The 16,594-nt window shown below is 64.3% G+C and carries 7 protein-coding genes; 6 read left to right on the top strand and 1 reads right to left on the bottom strand.

Translation table 11 applies throughout. From position 1 onward, the window contains the following. The first annotated feature begins 43 nt into the window (after positions 1-43). The 3 genes from QBK88_RS28425 (at position 44) to QBK88_RS28415 (ending at position 2,514) form a co-directional block, all read left to right on the top strand. Complete coding sequence (locus QBK88_RS28425) at positions 44-1,435, top strand: aspartate aminotransferase family protein (protein ID WP_277964680.1); 1,392 nt, start codon at positions 44-46, stop codon at positions 1,433-1,435. Positions 1,436-1,538: 103 nt separating this feature from the next. Then, positions 1,539-1,769: an MbtH family protein gene (locus QBK88_RS28420; RefSeq protein WP_158158254.1), complete on the top strand. Its 231-nt coding sequence runs from the start codon at positions 1,539-1,541 to the stop codon at positions 1,767-1,769. 10 nt (positions 1,770-1,779) lie between these two features. Beyond that, entirely contained in the window at positions 1,780-2,514 is a 735-nt protein-coding gene (locus tag QBK88_RS28415; protein ID WP_277964679.1) for an alpha/beta fold hydrolase, read from the top strand. 110 nt (positions 2,515-2,624) lie between these two features. On the opposite strand, the gene QBK88_RS28410 is transcribed toward QBK88_RS28415, so the two are convergent. Then, entirely contained in the window at positions 2,625-3,548 is a 924-nt protein-coding gene (locus QBK88_RS28410) for a siderophore-interacting protein (protein WP_277964678.1), read from the bottom strand. Positions 3,549-3,762: 214 nt separating this feature from the next. On the opposite strand from QBK88_RS28410, the gene QBK88_RS28405 reads away from it, so the two are divergent. The 3 genes from QBK88_RS28405 to QBK88_RS28395 all read left to right on the top strand — a co-directional run. Beyond that, positions 3,763-4,752, top strand: coding sequence for a TauD/TfdA family dioxygenase (locus QBK88_RS28405; RefSeq protein WP_277964677.1), 990 nt, complete (start codon positions 3,763-3,765; stop codon positions 4,750-4,752). Positions 4,753-4,893: 141 nt separating this feature from the next. Continuing rightward, on the top strand, positions 4,894-11,337 hold the full coding sequence (locus tag QBK88_RS28400; protein ID WP_277964676.1) for a non-ribosomal peptide synthetase: 6,444 nt from the start codon (positions 4,894-4,896) through the stop codon (positions 11,335-11,337). A gap of 1 nt (position 11,338) precedes the next feature. Beyond that, positions 11,339-16,594 (top strand): non-ribosomal peptide synthetase (locus tag QBK88_RS28395; protein ID WP_277964675.1); only part of this gene is annotated, 5,256 nt, incomplete at its 3' end.

Below are 16,594 nucleotides of genomic sequence, written 5' to 3'. Positions count from 1 at the left end.
GGCACTCCCTCGGCTTTTTATCTTCTCTTTCAGGAGCACAGCAATGAGCACAGTGTTGGCCGAAAAACCAGGCAGCAGCGACGTCGCCGACAAGGACTACCAGTTCGAGGACAACCCCATCCTGGCGCGCCAGAAACTGCAGGAGTCCAACGCGCGCAGCTACCCGCGGCGTATCCCTCTGGCGCTCAAGCGCGGCCGTGGCATTCACGTCGAAGACGTCGAGGGGCGTACTTTCATCGACTGCCTGGCCGGGGCCGGTACCCTGGCGCTGGGCCACAACCACCCGGTGGTGATCGACGCCATTCGCCAGGTGCTGGACGACGAATTGCCGCTGCACACCCTGGACCTGAGCACCCCGGTCAAGGACCGTTTCGTCCAGGACCTGTTCGCGGTACTGCCGCCGGCATTTGCCAAGCAGGCGAAGATCCAGTTCACCGGCCCCACCGGCACCGACGCGGTGGAGGCTGCGCTGAAGCTGGTGCGCATCGCCACCGGCCGCAGCACGGTCATCGCCTTCCAGGGCGGCTACCACGGCATGAGCCAGGGCGCCTTGAGCCTGATGGGCAACCTCAAGGCCAAGACGCCCCTGGGCGCGCTGCTCAGCCAGGGCGTGCAGTTCATGCCGTTCCCGTATGACTACCGCTGCCCGTTCGGCCTCGGTGGCCAGCAGGGCGTGGACGTCAACCTGCGCTACCTGGACAACCTGCTCAACGACCCGGAAAGCGGCGTGCAACCGCCCGCGGCGGTGATCGTGGAAGTGGTGCAGGGCGAGGGCGGGGTGATTCCGGCCGCCGACGCCTGGCTGCGCGGTGTGCGTGAAATCACCGCCCGCGCCGGCGTGGCGATGATCGTCGACGAAATCCAGACCGGCTTCGGCCGTACCGGCAAACTGTTCGCCTTCGAACACGCCAGCATCGTTCCCGACGTGGTGGTGCTGTCCAAAGCCATCGGCGGCAGCCTGCCGTTGTCGGTGATGGTCTACCGCGACTGGCTCGACACCTGGCAGCCGGGCGCGCACGCCGGCACCTTCCGCGGCAACCAGATGGCCATGGCCGCCGGCTCCGCCGTCATCCGCTACATCGAGTCGGAAAACCTGGTGCAGCATGCTGCCGACATGGGCCAGCGCCTGCGCGAACACCTGCAGGGCCTGCAGCGCCACACCCCGCAACTGGGTGACGTGCGCGGCCGCGGGTTGATGCTGGGTGTCGAGATCGTCGACCCCAGCGGCAAGCCGGACGTGCTGGGGCACCCGCCCGTGGACCCGGCGTTGGCCAGCCGCATTCAGCGTGAATGCCTCAAGCGCGGGGTGATCATCGAACTGGGCGGGCGCCATGGCAGCGTGGTGCGGTTCCTGCCACCGTTGATCATCACTGCGCAGCAGATCGATGAAGTGGCGGGGATTTTTGCTCGGGCTCTGGCAGCGGCGTTGGGGTGAGCGACGACGCGAAGAACTTCACGTTGAGCGGTGCAACCGCTAATTTCCATCAGCCCACAAACGTCTTGATAACACACCCACCCTCCACTCAAGGAAAAACACCATGACCTCCGTATTCGACCGCGAAGACATCCTGTTCCAGGTAGTGGTCAACCACGAAGAGCAATACTCCATCTGGCCCGACTACAAAGCCGTGCCCAATGGCTGGCGCACCGTCGGCAAGAGCGGTTTCAAGAAAGAGTGCCTGGCCTACATCGAAGAAGTGTGGACCGACATGCGCCCCCTGAGCCTGCGCAAGCACATGGAAGAGCAAGCCGCCCAAGCCACTCACTGAGGCCCTGACCATGGCGAATGTGCAATTGTTCTGCCTGCCGTACTCTGGCGCCAGCGCCATGGTCTACAGCCGTTGGCGGCGCGCGGTGCCGGCATGGCTGAGCGTGGTGCCGGTGGAACTGCCCGGGCGTGGCGCGCGGCTGGGCGAGGCGTTGCAGACGGATATGCACGCCCTGGGCCGGCAACTGGCCAGGGAGGTGCTGCCCAGGATCACTGGGCCGTACGCATTGTTCGGGCACAGCTTGGGGGCGTTGCTGGCCTTCGAAATGGCCCACGCCCTGCGTGAGGGTGGCGCACCGCAACCGCTGGCATTGATCGCCTCGGGCACGGCGGCGCCGACGCGCCGGGAAGACTACGAACGCGGTTTCGCCGACCCCAAGAGCGACGATGAACTCAAAGAGCAATTGCGCGATTTGCAGGGCACGCCGCCTGAAGTCTTGGCCAACCAGGAACTCATGGAGTTGACCTTGCCTATCCTGCGGGCCGACTTCCTCATGTGTGGCCGCTACCAGTACCGGGCGCGCCCACCCCTGACGTGCGCGTTGCATGTGCTCGGCGGCGCGCAAGACAGGGCCAGCCAGGAGCAACTGGTCGCCTGGCAGCAGGAAGGCCAAGGCAGTTTCACCCTGGACATGCTGCCGGGTGGTCACTTCTTCATTCACGAACACGAAGCCAAGGTATTGCGCCTGCTCAAGGCCAACCTCGACGAAAGCGTCCGTCACGACCGCGCGCCGCTCAGCGCCTGAGTGCAGCAGCGGACTCGGCCGCGTCGACGGTGCATGCGGTGTGCCTGATGTTGCGCGGCGTTCGTGACGCGGCCAGGTCCGTTGCCTGGCCGGTGGATTGCCATAAGGGCCTAGTCCAGCGCCCGGCCCAACCGCCAATACCCCATGAAGGTCAACGCCCGCTTGTCCAGCCCCAGCTCGCCCACCCAGTGGCGACGAATCGCCATCACCGCGGCCGATTCGCCAGCGACCCAGGCATAGAACTGATTGCCCTCGGGCTTGGCCAGGTCCCAGAGAATCTGAGTTTCGATGTCCACGTCCTCAAGTGTCTGCTCACCGCCGCCCGGACCAGCACTGGCCGGCAGCGTGGCCAGTTGTTTCGCGGCTCGTTGCAGGCCTTCGCCATAGCTCAATCCCAAGGTGTCGCGGGGTAGCCAGGTCAGTTGGGCGCCCGGCGGCGCGCAAAGGTCCAACTGATCGGTGGCGTGGGGCACTTCGATGAAGGCCTGTACCTGAGGCGCGGGAGACACCTGGGCCAAGGCTTCGAGAATGCCGGCGATGGCCGGTAGCGCTGTTTCATCGCCAATCAGCAACACGTTGCGCAGCCCCTGAGGCGGTTTCCATTCGTAGCCGCCGGGGTCGCCTGGAAAGTCGGCATTGGGTGCGACCATCTGCAGTGGCGCGCCTGCTTGTGCGTGGTTGGCCCAGGTGGAGGCGGGGCCGGTATCACCGTGCAGCACGAACTCCACATCCACTTCACCCAGGTCTGGACGTACGCCGCGCAGGGTGTAGGTGCGCATCGGTGGACGTTGCTCCTCTGGCAGGTTGCGCAGGGTGCTCAGCCAGTTGCCGTCGTGGGGAAGCGCCGCAGCACTGCCATCCGGGGCGGGGAACAGCAGCTTGACCCGCTGATCGGGCGCAAGGGCACGCAGGCGATGGGCGTCCGGGCCGCTGAACACCAAGCGCACAAGGGCACCACTCAACGGTTCGCGGCGAAGCAAGTACAGGTCGAACAGACGGTAGCCACTCTGCGAGCGGGGGGATGTTGAAGTCATTGCAGGTTCCTGCTGGGGGTTCATGTCATGAACGAGTGGGAAGCCTTGGGATTTTGTATCGGCTGCATCAAGTGGTGCGCGTGGCGATCTGAGCAGGCTACACCGCTTTCAAAATGCTTAATTTGCCCCTCTGCTCGAACGTTTTTGTCTCTAGCCGCCATGGCAATGGCCCATGGCACCCCACAGGGCGCGCCCGCACCCAAGGAGAGACGAAATGAGCGCTGTGCTGGAATTTGAAATCAAGCCGCTGCTGGCCGGCGGTGGTCTGCTGCCCATGGTGGTCACCGCGCCCGAGCCTGGCATGGACCTGCAGTCGGCGTTCGAGGGCCTGGCGCCACGGGTCAACGAGCATTTGCACCGTAGCGGCGGCGTGCTGTTTCGCGGTTTCGACGTCGGGGGGCCGGAAGCCTTCCGCGGTTTCGCTTCGGCATTTGGGCACCCGCTGCTCAATTACGAGTTCGGTTCCACCCCCCGTAGCAACGTGACCAAGGGTGTCTATACCTCCACCGAGTACCCGGCTCACCAGAGCATTCCACTGCACAACGAGCAGGCCTACACCCTGGAATGGCCGATGAAGATCTGGTTCTACAGCATGATCGCCGCCCAGACCGGTGGCGAGACGCCTATTGCCGACAGTCGCGAGATCTACCGACGCATCCCCGCGCGGGTCCGTGAGCGTCTGGTGGAAAAGGGCCTGATGTACGTGCGCAACTATGGCAACGGCCTGGACGTGGGGTGGGAGCAGGTGTTCAACACGCAAGACCCAGCAGCGGTCGAGGCCTATTGCCGTGCGCATGCCATCGAATGCGAGTGGAAGGACGATGGCGAGCTGCGCACTCGTCAGCGCTGTCAGGTGGTAGCGCGCCACCCCTATACGCAAGAGATGGTGTGGTTCAACCAGGCGCACCTGTTTCATGTCTCCAACCTGCCGCCCGAGGTGCGCGAAAGCCTGCTGGAGGTGGTGGACGACGAGTGGGAGTTGCCGCGCAATGTCTACTATGCGGACGGCACGCCGCTTGAGGATGCGCTGCTCGACGAAGTCAGGGAAGTGCTCAACGCTTGCACCATCAGCTTTCCCTGGCTGGAGAACGATGTATTGATGCTGGACAACATGCTGGCAGCTCACTCGCGCGCGCCGTTCACGGGCCCACGCAAGGTGGTGGTGGCCATGGCCGAGGGCCATGGTGCAGGCCGTTCTGCCTGACGCCCACGCTGTTCTGCACATCGGCCCATTTCGGGCCGATGTGCTTTTGGCCTATCGGCTAAATCAGGCTGCTGCTGTTTCGTTCTTCTGGAACTGACCGGGCCTGACAGCCCCGCTTCCTATTCCACAAGGACGCCCTGCATGAATGCCGCAGATGCACTGAAACTCGCTCGTCGCTTTATCGAACTGCCCTTGGAAAAACGCCGGTTGTTCCTCTCCGGGCTGCAGGCAGAAGGCGTTGATTTTTCCTTGTTCCCCATCCCGGCCGGTGTCGACGTGCAGGGGCGCGACGGTTTGTCCAGTGCGCAACAGCGCATGTGGTTCCTGTGGCAGATGGACCCGCTCAGCCCCGCCTACAACCTGCCATTGGCGGTACGCTTGCAGGGGGCATTGGATGTCGATGCGCTGCAGTCTGCGTTCGACCAATTGGCGGCGCGCCACGAAACACTGCGCACTGTTTTTGTCGCCGACGGCGAGCACGTGCGGCAGCTGGTGCTTGCGAGTGTGCGGGTCGAGATTGTCCGTCGCGACCTGTCTCCACTCGCGGCCAAGGCGCGGGAGCAGGTCGCTCACGAGGTTGCCGATGCCGAGGCGCGCGCGCCGTTCGATCTGGTCCGCGGGCCGCTGATGCGGGTGCAGTTGCTGAAGCTGGCCGATGACGAGCACATGCTGTTGCTTACCTTGCACCATATCGCCGCCGATGGCTGGTCGTTCAATGTGCTGATCGAGGAGTTCGTGCGTCTCTACGACGCAGCGTGTGCGGGTACCGATGCAGGGCTGTTGCCTTTGCCCGTGCAGTACCGCGATTACGCCCTGTGGCAGGGGAGCTGGCTCGGCGCAGGCGAACAGGACCGCCAGTTGCAATACTGGCGCGGCAAGCTGGGGGACGACCATGCGCCGCTGCAATTGCCCTTGGATTACCCGCGCCCATCGACCGCCAGCTACCAGGGCGCACGCCATGAATGGCAGGTCCCGCAAGCGCTGGCCGATGAGTTGCGGCAGTTGGCCAGGGCGCACGGGGTCACGCTGTTCGTGGTGCTGCTGGCGGCGTTCAAGGTGTTGCTCCTGCGCTATACCGGCCAGCGTGCACTGCGCGTAGGAGTGCCGGTGGCCAACCGCCACCGCGCCGAGGTCGAGGGCCTGATCGGCTGCTTCATCAACACCCAGGTGTTGCACACCGACATCGATCCGCTGATCGATGTTCCCCAGCTACTGCAGCGGGTCAAGGAAACCGCGCTGGGTGCACAGGCCCATCAGGACATGCCTTTCGAGCGGCTGGTCGAAGTGCTCGCGCCGGGCCGCGGGGCCGGCCACAGCCCCTTGTTCCAGGTACTGTTCAACCACCAGCCGGTGGTTGCCGACGCCGGTCAGATTCGCACCGCCTCCGGGCTGGTGGTGCAGAAAGCCGGCTTGGCGCGGCATAGCGCACGCTTTGACCTGGCATTGGACACTTACGAAAGCGCCGGCACACTGCACGCGGCCTTCACCTATGCCCAGGATTTGCTGGACGCCACGACTATTGTCGAGATGAGCCAGCACTGGCTGCAAGTGCTCGCAGGTCTGACCGGCCACAGCGGGGCGCTGATCGGCGAGCTCCCCCTGAGCGGTAACCCGGCACTCGCCCAGGCGCCGGAGCGCGCGAGCCCACCGGCTTCACCGTGCATTCATCACCTGATTGAACAGGCAGCCGCCCAGCACCCCGAACGCATCGCGGCCGTGGGGGCAGGGGGTGCGATGACTTACGCAGCGCTTGATCAGCAGGCCGATGAGCTGGCTCAGGTACTGCTCGATGCAGGCGTTCAGGTAGACGAGCGGGTTGGGGTGATCGCCGATCGTTCGGTACAGATGCTGGTGGCAATCCTGGCCATCCTCAAGGCTGGCGCTGCTTACCTGCCTCTGGATCCCGAACAGCCACGTTCGCGTATCGAATTCATGCTGGCAGACAGTCAGGTGCGGGTGCTGGCAGGGGCGGTCGAAGGTCTCGAAGGCATTCGGCAGATCGCCGTCGGCACGCCGTGGCGCGGTGCCGAGCGGCGCCAGTTGCCGACAGTCAGTGCCGACAACCTGGCCTATGTTATCTACACATCGGGGACTACCGGCCAGCCCAAAGGGGTAGCGGTCAGCCATGGCGCGCTGGGCAGTTACGTGTACGGTATTTCACAGCGCTTGCCCCTGGCTGAAGTGCAGAGCCTGGCCATGGTCACCACTCCGGCGGCCGACCTTGGCCATACCGCGTTTTACCTGGCCCTGTGCACTGGCAAGACCCTGCACATGCTGGACAAGGCCACTGTGCTGGATGCCGAGGCATTCGCGGCCTACCTGGCAGGCAACGCCGTCGACCTGCTCAAGATTGTGCCGTCGCACCTGCAAGCGATGCTCGACGCCGGGCCTGCGGCGTTGCCACGCCGGTGCCTGGTGCTGGGGGGCGAGGCCTGCTCGCCCGGCCTGCTGGGCCGTATCAATACCCTTTCGCCAGCGCTCACGGTGATCAACCACTACGGGCCCACCGAAACCACCGTTGGGGTGTTGACCCATGAAGTTCATGGGCAGCCCTTGCTGGGCCGGCCACTGGCGCGGGTGCACGCCCGAGTCCTGGATGACGCCCTGCAGCCTGTACCCGGGAGTGCACGCGGTGAACTCTATATTGGCGGGCCGAGCCTGGCACGCGGCTACCTGGGCCAGCCAGGGTTGACTGCCGAACGCTTCGTGCCCGACGCCGAAGGGGAAGGCGCGCGCCACTACCGCACCGGTGACTGGGTGAGTCACACCCGGCACGGTGAGCTGGTGTTTGGCGGTCGCCGAGATGGCCAGGTGAAGATCCGTGGCCACCGCATCGAAATCGCAGAGGTCGAGCGCTGCCTGTTGGCGGTACCCGGCGTCGCCAGTGCCGTGGTGCGGGTGGCAGGCGAAGGTGACACGCAGCAACTGGCGGCCTACCTGGTACCGGCATCAGGCCAGGAAACCGCCACCCCTTGGCTGGAGTCGGTGCGCGAAGTGTTGAAGCAGCGATTGGCGGAGCCGTTTGTCCCCAGCCATCTGATATTGCTCGAACGCCTGCCAGTGACCGTGAATGGCAAGCTCGACCTCAAGGCGCTACCCGAACCCACGGCCGTCATGGCCACTTACGTCGCCCCGGCTACCCCGTTGCAAGTGCACCTGGCGAGCATCTGGGCGCAGGTGCTGCAGGTCGAGCAGGTTGGCTTGAAGGACGACTTCTTTTCTCTGGGTGGCCACTCGCTGCTGGCGACCCAGGTGGTCTCCCGGGTCAGGCAGCAGTTGGGCGTTGATGTCGCGTTGCGGACCTTGTTCGATACCGCCGACCTGCAAGCGTTCGCCGACGCGGTCGCGCGCTGTGGGCAGAGCGGTGCCCTGGCCATCGAGCCTGTCAACCGTCAAGAGCCTCTGCCGCTGTCCCATGCGCAGCACCGCCAGTGGCTGTTCTGGAAACTTCATCCACTGAGCACCGCCTATAACACGCCGCTGGTGGTCAGCCTGGAGGGCGGCTTGCGCGTTGAGGCCCTGCAGGCCGCGCTGGACGCCTTGGTGGCGCGCCACGAAACCTTGCGCACGGTATTTCAGGAGACTGAAGGCGGCGTATGGCAGCACATCCTGCCTCAGGCTCCTGTGCCACTGGGTTACCTGGACCTCAGCGATCAGCCTCGCAGCGCCGTGGACCAGCAGGTCGCGCAGGCAGCGTTCGCGGTGTTCGACCTGGCCACAGGGCCGTTGCTGCGGGCACGCTTGTTCAAGACGGGCGAAGATCGACATGTGCTCGCGGTAACGCTGCACCATATCGTCTCGGATGGCTGGTCCATGAGTATCATGGTGCGCGAGTTCGCCGCCGCCTACAACGCTTGCGCCACCGGCCAGCCTCATGAGCGCCAACCGCTGGCGATCCAGTACGCTGACTACGCCGCCTGGCAGCGCAAGGCGCTGGAACAAGGGCTGTGGCAGGAGCAGTTGGCCTATTGGAAGGCGCAACTGGAGGACGATTTCGACTTGCTGGAACTCCCTGGCGACCGGCTGCGCCCGCAAGTGCAGAGCTACCGCGGGGGGCGCGTCGACATCCGCCTGCCGGACACGCTGGTCGCTCGTCTGCGTGCGCTGGCGCTCGATGCCAATGCGACCTTGTTCCACGTGTTCCTCAGTGCCTTCGCCCTTTTGCTTTCGCGGTACAGCGGCAGGGAAAAGCTGAACATCGGCGTGCCGGTCACCCATCGGGACCGCCTGGAGCTGGAAGGCCTGATCGGTTTCTTCGTCAACACCGTGGTCGCACGGGTAGGTGTCGATCATCGCGCTCCTTTCGCGGACCTGCTGGCCCACGTCAAGGAGACGACTTTGCAGGCCCAGGCCAACAAGGATGTGCCGTTCGATCTTTTGGTGGAAACCCTGCGACCAGAGCGCGGCCTGGGGTATAACCCGCTGTTCCAGGTGGCCTACAACCACCTGCGTGATTTCGGCGAGCACGTTTCGGCACATAGCCTGCACGGCTTGCGGGTGGCAGAGGTCGAGGTGGTCGAGCAGACGGCTCAATTCGACCTGATGCTCAATACCCTGGAGCGCTCCGACGGGGTCACCGCGACATTCAATTTCGCTGCGGACCTGTTCGATTCACCTCGTATCGAACGCATGGCCCGGCATTGGTGCAATGTGCTCGAGGCGGTGGCCGGGCAACCGCGCGAGGCGTTGGCGCAGGTTCCGTTGCTTGACCGCGCCGAGCACCGGTTGATCATCGAGGACTGGGGCCGGGCGGCCCCTGGCGTCAAGACAGGGCATTGCCTGCATGAACGCTTCGAGGCCCAGGTGCGCCGAACCCCCGAGGCCGAAGCACTGATTACAGGTGAGCAGGCGTATACCTATGACGCGCTCAACCGGCGTGCCAACCGCCTCGCCCATCAGTTGCGCGCACTGGGCGTCGGCCCGGACGTACTAGTGGCCATTGCGCTGGAGCGTGATGCGACCCTGGTGGTCGCGATGCTCGCAGTGCTCAAGGCGGGTGGGGGCTACGTACCGCTCGACCCCCAGTACCCGCGGGAGCGGCTTGCCTACATGTTGCAAGACAGCTGCGCGCCTGTGCTGTTGTCCCACTCGTCATTGGCCCCGCAGTTGCCGGCCAGTGAGGCAGTACGCACGTTGTTGCTGGATCGGACGGCACTGGAAGACTTTCCCGATCACGATCCGCTGCCATGGGCGACGCCCGCCAACCTGGCGTACAGCATCTACACGTCCGGCTCGACTGGCCATCCCAAAGGCGTGCTCATCGAGCATGGCAATGTCAGCGCGCTGATCGACTGGGCACTCGCGGTGTACCCGCCCCATCAATTGCAAGGAGTGCTGGCCGCCACTTCGGTCTGCTTCGACCTGTCGGTATGGGAGCTGTTCGTTACCCTGGCCGCGGGCGGCCGGGTGATACTCGCCAGCAATGCGCTGGAGCTGCCGTACCTGCCGGCCAGGGACAGCGTTGAGCTGATCAATACCGTGCCTTCAGCCATCAAGGCACTGTTGGAAGCCGGCCATATACCGGCGTCGATTCATACCATCAACCTGGCCGGTGAACCGCTCAAGCAGAGTCTGGTCGATGCCCTCTATCGCCTTGGGCACGTCAAGCAGGTCTACGACCTGTACGGGCCATCGGAAGACACCACCTATTCCACCTGGACGCTGAGAACGGCGGGTGGGCAGGCCAACATCGGCCGGCCTGTTGCCGGCACGTCAGCCTATCTGCTGGACGTGGCTGGCCAGCCCGCGCATGTGGGCGGCGCCGGAGAGTTGTGCCTGGCCGGCGACGGCCTGGCACGTGGGTACCTTGGCCGTCCTGGGCTGACAGCCGAGAAATTCCTGCCTGATCCGTTCGATGACAGCGGCCGGGGAGGGCGCCTCTACCGTACCGGCGACCTGGCGCGCTACCGCGCCGACGGCTTGATCGAGTACGCCGGGCGCATTGACCACCAGGTGAAGGTACGTGGCCTGCGCATCGAGCTGGGTGAAATCGAGGCACGACTCCACGCCCACCCGGCGGTGCACGAGACGGTGGTAATCGATACCGAAGGCGCGGGAGGCCGGCAACTGGTGGGCTATGTAGTGCCAGTCGACACTGCGGTACTGCGTGGCAGCGAGGATCAGCAACGCCTGGGCGCAGCGCTCAAGGAACACCTCAAGCTGACCTTGCCGGACTATATGGTTCCTGCCTGGCTGGTGATGCTCGAAAGGCTGCCGCTGACCCCTAACGGCAAGCTCGACCGCAAGGCCTTGCCACCCCCGGACATCGCCCTGGTACAGGCGGGTTACGCAGCGCCGCAGACCGACCGCCAGCGCCAGGTAGCCGGGATCTGGGCCGAGCTGCTGAACCTGGAGCAGGTAGGGCTGAACGATCACTTCTTCGAACTGGGAGGGCATTCATTGCTGGCCGCCCAGGCTGTTTCCCGGATCAACGCACAGTTGGGTATCGACATACCGTTGCGCCTTATTTTCGAGTCACCTCTTTTGAGCGAATTCACCATGACACTGGAAGACCAGGGCCTGTCCCTCGACAACGACGGCCTGAGCGATATCGAGAAACTCATGAATGACCTGGCGGAGGTTTGAAATGGACCAGACCACTGCACACCGTATCGCCGCTCGGTTCGTGGGCCTTCCCGTTGACCAGCGTCGGCAGATCCTCGACAAGATGATCGCCACGGGCCAAAGCTTCCGGCTGCTGCCCATCGCCAGCACACGCCACGCGGTGTCGGCCGTTCCTCTGTCATATGCCCAGCAACGGTTGTTCTTTCTCTGGCAGATGGAACCCGACAGCGCTTTTTACAACGTACCCATGGCTGTGCGTTTGCACGGTGCGGTGAATGAGTCGGCGATGCAGGGGGCGTTGACCCACCTGCTGGACCGCCATGAATCTCTGCGTACTCGATTCAGGGCCGTGGAGGGCGAATTCTTCCAGGAGATTGTGCCAGCGGCCCCTGCGGTTCTGGAGATCGAGACCTTCACGGCCGGGCTGGACGACGCTTCGCTGCGCCAGCGGGTACAGGACTACGTGGCATTGCCGTTCGACCTGCTCGCGGGCCCCTTGATGCGCGTCAAGTTGCTGCGCCTGGCGCCGGACGAGCACGTGGTGGTGTTGTGCATGCACCATATCGTCTGCGACGGCTGGTCCAGTGAGCTGATGGTGCAGGATTTCATTGAGTCCTACAGTGCGCTGGCGGCGGGGCAGGCGCACCCCGTGGCGCCACTGCCGATTCAGTATGCTGACTACGCCATTTGGCAGCGTGCCTGGCTGGAGGCCGGCGAGGGCGAGCGGCAACTGGCGTATTGGAAGGCCCAGCTCGGGGACGAGCAGCCAGTATTGACCCTGCCACTGGACCGCGCGCGGCCCGCCACCCCCAGCTATCGTGGCGCAGTAGTGCGGGCCGATGTACCACCGGTGCTGGCCGAGGCATTGCGGGCCATGGCGCGCAAGGAAGGCCAGACGCTTTTCATGTTGATGCTGGCGGCGGTATCCGTGGTCCTGGCACGTCACACCGGGCAGGGCGATATCCGGGTTGGTGCACCGAACGCCGGGCGCAACCGCAGCGAGCTGGAAGGGCTGATCGGCTTCTTCATCAACACCCAGGTGCTGCGGGTGCAGGTGGATGAAAGCCAGAGCTACGCGCACCTGCTTGAGCAGGCCAAATCGGTCGTGACGGGCGCTCAGGCTCATCAAGACCTGCCATTCGAGCAGTTGGTCGACGCGCTGGTGCCAGAGCGAAACCTGGGCCACAACCCGCTCTTTCAGTTCAAGCTCAACCAGAACCTGAGTGCCGCAGGCAAGGCGCGTAATGTATTGGGCGACCTGGCGGTTGAAGGATTCGCGCTCGAGGGAAGCGCCGCGCGGTTCGACCTGGCCCTGGATTTCACTGACTCGGCCCAGGGTATCGAGGCCCTCTTCACTTACGCCACCGACCTGTTCGATGCCACTACCATCGAGCGCCTCGCTGCGTCGCTGTTGCGTACGTTGCAAACCATGGTCCAGACGCCCCACGCGCGTATCGCCGAGCAGCCCGAACCTGGGGGCCAAGTAGCGGAGCATTCGGCACCTTACCCATTCAGCGACTTCCTGGCGTTATGGCGCCATGCCCCTCGGCAAGCCGACGACGTTGCCCTGCAGTGTAACGGGCAGACCATGACCCATGCGCTGCTTGAGCAGCAGAGCAACCGCCTGGCACAGTGGTTGCGCGGTCAGGGCGCGCAGGCAGGCACAGTGGTCGCAGTCTGCCAGGAGCGCAGCATCGAGTGGGTCGTGAGCCTGCTTGCCGTGTTCAAGGCCGGCGCGGTTTACCTGCCCCTCGACCCGCAGCAGCCGGCCAAGCGCTTGCATCAACTATTGACGGACAGCGGCGCGGCCATGCTTGTCCATGCCCCCGGCGACAACCGCTTCCAAGGGCTGCCGGGCCGTCAGGGCCTGGCCTTCGAACCTGAAAAATGGAGCCATTGCAGCGACCTGTTCGTGGCCGTCGATATCAGCCCGGCTCAACCGGCCTATATCATCTTCACCTCGGGTTCCACCGGCCAGCCCAAAGGGGTCGTCATCAGCCATCAGGCGTTGGCCAATTATGTTCAGGGGGTGCTGGAACGCCTTGCGCTGCAACCCGGTGGCAGCATGGCCATGGTCTCGACCATTGCCGCGGATCTGGGGCATACGGTGCTCTTCGGGGCGCTGGCTTCGGGCCGGGAACTGCATCTGCTGGCCCGTGACCTGGCCTTCGACCCGGACGGTTTCGCGGCCTACATGGCCGAGCACCAGATCGGTGTGCTGAAGGTAGTGCCCAGCCATCTGCAAGGGCTGTTGCAAGCGGCCCGGGCAGCCGATGTGCTACCGGCCCAGGCCCTGATCCTGGGCGGTGAGGCGTGCCCGGCGGCGCTGGTGGATAAAATTCGCAGCCTCAAGCCAGGGTGCCGGGTGATCAACCACTACGGCCCCACCGAAACAACCGTGGGTATTCTTACCCATGAACCTGTGGTGCGGCGGCAGGGCGAAGGAGCCGTCCCGGTGGGGCTGCCCCTGGGCAATGGGCGTGCCCGGATCCTGGACCGTTATCTCAACCCGGTAGCCCAGGGCGTGACAGGTGAGCTTTACCTGGGCGGTGCCGGCCTGGCGCAAGGCTACCTGCATCAGCCAGGGCTGACAGCGGAGCGGTTCGTTCCCCATGCCGATGGCGAGCGGTTGTACCGTTCCGGGGACAGGGCGAGGGTCGTCGACGATGGTCTCATCAGCTTTGTCGGCCGTGCCGACGACCAGGTCAAGATCCGCGGTTACCGGGTTGAACCAGGGGAGGTGGGCCAATTGCTTGCCGGCATCGCGGGTGTTCGCGAGGCGTTCGTACACGCGCTGCCGCTTGAGGGTGATGAGGCACGGCTGCAGTTGGTGGCGTACTGCGTGGTCGAGCCAGGCATTACCGTGCCCGCGTTGCAGGAACGCCTGCTGGCCCAATTGCCGGAGCACATGGTGCCGGCGCATATTCTATTGCTCGAACGCTTGCCGTTGACCGCCAACGGTAAGGTGGACAAGCGTGCCCTGCCCCAGCCAGGCGTGGTTGCCCGTGGCTTCGTGGCGCCGGTGGGGGATATCGAGAGTGCGCTGGCGCAGGTGTGGGCCGATGTTCTCAAACTGGATCAGGTAGGCAGCGCCGACAACTTCTTTGAATTGGGTGGTGACTCGATTCTCAGCCTGCAGATCGTTGCCCGCGCTAAGCGCCTGGGCCTCAAACTGACCCCCAAGCAATTGTTCGAGAAACAGTCCATCGGTGCATTGGCCCAGGTGGTCAAGCGGATTGAAGCAAAAAAACCAGTAGTGCAGGCGCCGGTCACGGGCTCGTTGGCGTTGCTGCCCGCGCAGGCCCGTTTCTTCGACGCCGACATCCCGCAACGGCATCATTGGAACCAGTCTTTGTTGCTTGCCCCTCGCCAGCGCCTGGAGACTGAACCGTTGGCGCAGGCCCTGTTCACGGTGGTGCAGCACCATGATGCGTTGCGCCTGCGTTTTGCCCACGCTGACCAGGCATGGACGGCATCATTCCAACCAGTGAACCCCCAGACCCTGCTGTGGCAGCACGACGTCGCGGACACGGCTGGCTTGCAAGCCGTAGGCGAGCAAGCACAGGCCAGCCTGGACCTCGAGAATGGCCCGTTGCTGCGGGGCGTGCTGATAAACCTGGCCGACGGCCAGCAGCGCTTGCTGCTGATCGCTCACCACCTGGTGGTGGACGGTGTGTCCTGGCGAGTCGTGCTCGAAGACTTGCAAACCACCTACCGGCAACTCGCCGAAGGCGGCCAGCCTCAGCCGTTGGCCAGAACCTGTTCATTACAGCAGTGGGCCGAGCACTTGCATCGTCACGCTGTCAGTCCCCGACTGCAGGCACAGATGGGCGTATGGCAGGCCATGCTCGACCAGCCCGTGCAGGAATTGCCCAGGGATCACGCCGAAGGCAGTCAGGACGGGCAACACGAGCGCACCGTCATGACGCGCCTTGACGCGCGTCACACTCAGCGTCTGTTGAAGCAGGCGCCTGCTGCGTACCGCACCCAGATCAATGATTTGCTGTTGACGGCACTGGCCACCGTGCTGTGCCAATGGAGCCGGCAGCCATCCGTGTTGATCCAGCTGGAAGGGCATGGGCGTGAAGATGTGTTCGACGCGGACCTCAGCCGCACGGTTGGTTGGTTCACCAGCCTGTTCCCTGTGCGCCTGACACCGGGCGACTCGCTGCCAGCGTCGATCAAGGCGGTCAAGGAACAATTGCGGGCTATTCCGGACCGTGGCCTGGGCTACGGTGTGCTGCGTTATCTGGGAACACCGGATAACCGCGCGACCTTGCAGGCGCTGCCGCAGCCGCGGGTGACCTTCAACTACCTGGGGCAATTCGATGGCAGCTTTGCTGCCGAGGATGGCGCGTTGTTCTCCCCTGCGTTGGAGAATGCCGGCCGTTCGCGCAGCGAACAGGCGCCGCTGGGCAACTGGCTGAGCCTCAATGGGCAGGTGTACGACGGCGCACTGCAACTGGAATGGACTTACAGCGGGGATGTCTACGAGGCGGCGACCATCAAGGGCCTGGCCCTGGCACTGGAGCAGTGCCTGATCGCTATCACCGAGCATTGCAGCGCCGAGGGCGCTGGCGGTATCACACCGTCTGATGTGCCCTTGGCGGGGCTTGTCCAAGCGCAATTGGACGGTCTGCCGATCCCTGCGTCCCATATCGAGGATATCTACCCGCTATCGCCCATGCAGCAAGGGATGCTCTTCCATAGCCTGCTGGCGCAGGGGGCGGGTGATTACATCAACCAGATGCGCGTTGATGCTCAGGGGCTGGATGTGGCCCGGTTCATCGCTGCCTGGCAACGGGTGGTTGACCGCCATGAAGTGCTCCGCGCCAGCTTCATCGATGTGCAGGGCCATCATCTTCAGGTCATTCGTCGTCACGTGTCGTTCCCCGTGGTGTCCCTGGACTGGCGTGAGCGCCCGGATGCACAGGCCGAGCTGGCCGGATATGCCCAGGCTGAGCGCCGCCGTGGTTTCGACCTTCTGCACGAGCCATTGCTGCGCCTGGCGGTGATCCGTACCGGTGATGATACCTGGCACCTGATTTATACCCAGCACCATATCCTGCTCGACGGGTGGAGCAGCTCGCGGTTGATGGGTGAGGTGTTGCAGGCTTATGTCGACGTTCTCCCAGGCGCCCCAGCGACCCGGTATCGCGATTATATCCAGTGGTTGCAGCAGCAGGACGCTGCTCGCAGCGAGGCTTTCTGGCTGCAGCAGCTCGAGCCCCTGCAAGCCCCCACGCGCCTGGCTCCGGCCATGCGCCAGGACAAGGCT

The sequence above is a fragment of the Pseudomonas sp. RIT-To-2 genome (assembly GCF_029623465.1).
Classification (GTDB): Bacteria; Pseudomonadota; Gammaproteobacteria; order Pseudomonadales; family Pseudomonadaceae; genus Aquipseudomonas; species Aquipseudomonas silvicola.
Note: the sequence above shows the minus strand (reverse complement) of the source record. Positions and strands in the feature narration are given on the sequence as shown.

What these genes read in the sequence shown, in the direction of transcription:
- QBK88_RS28420 (WP_158158254.1), top strand. Translation starts at nt 1,539, where the DNA reads ATGACCTCCGTATTCGACCGCGAAGACATCCTGTTCCAGGTAGTGGTC.
- QBK88_RS28410 (WP_277964678.1), bottom strand. Translation starts at nt 3,548, where the DNA reads ATGACTTCAACATCCCCCCGCTCGCAGAGTGGCTACCGTCTGTTCGAC.
- QBK88_RS28415 (WP_277964679.1), top strand. Translation starts at nt 1,780, where the DNA reads ATGGCGAATGTGCAATTGTTCTGCCTGCCGTACTCTGGCGCCAGCGCC.
- QBK88_RS28425 (WP_277964680.1), top strand. Translation starts at nt 44, where the DNA reads ATGAGCACAGTGTTGGCCGAAAAACCAGGCAGCAGCGACGTCGCCGAC.
- QBK88_RS28405 (WP_277964677.1), top strand. Translation starts at nt 3,763, where the DNA reads ATGAGCGCTGTGCTGGAATTTGAAATCAAGCCGCTGCTGGCCGGCGGT.
- QBK88_RS28400 (WP_277964676.1), top strand. Translation starts at nt 4,894, where the DNA reads ATGAATGCCGCAGATGCACTGAAACTCGCTCGTCGCTTTATCGAACTG.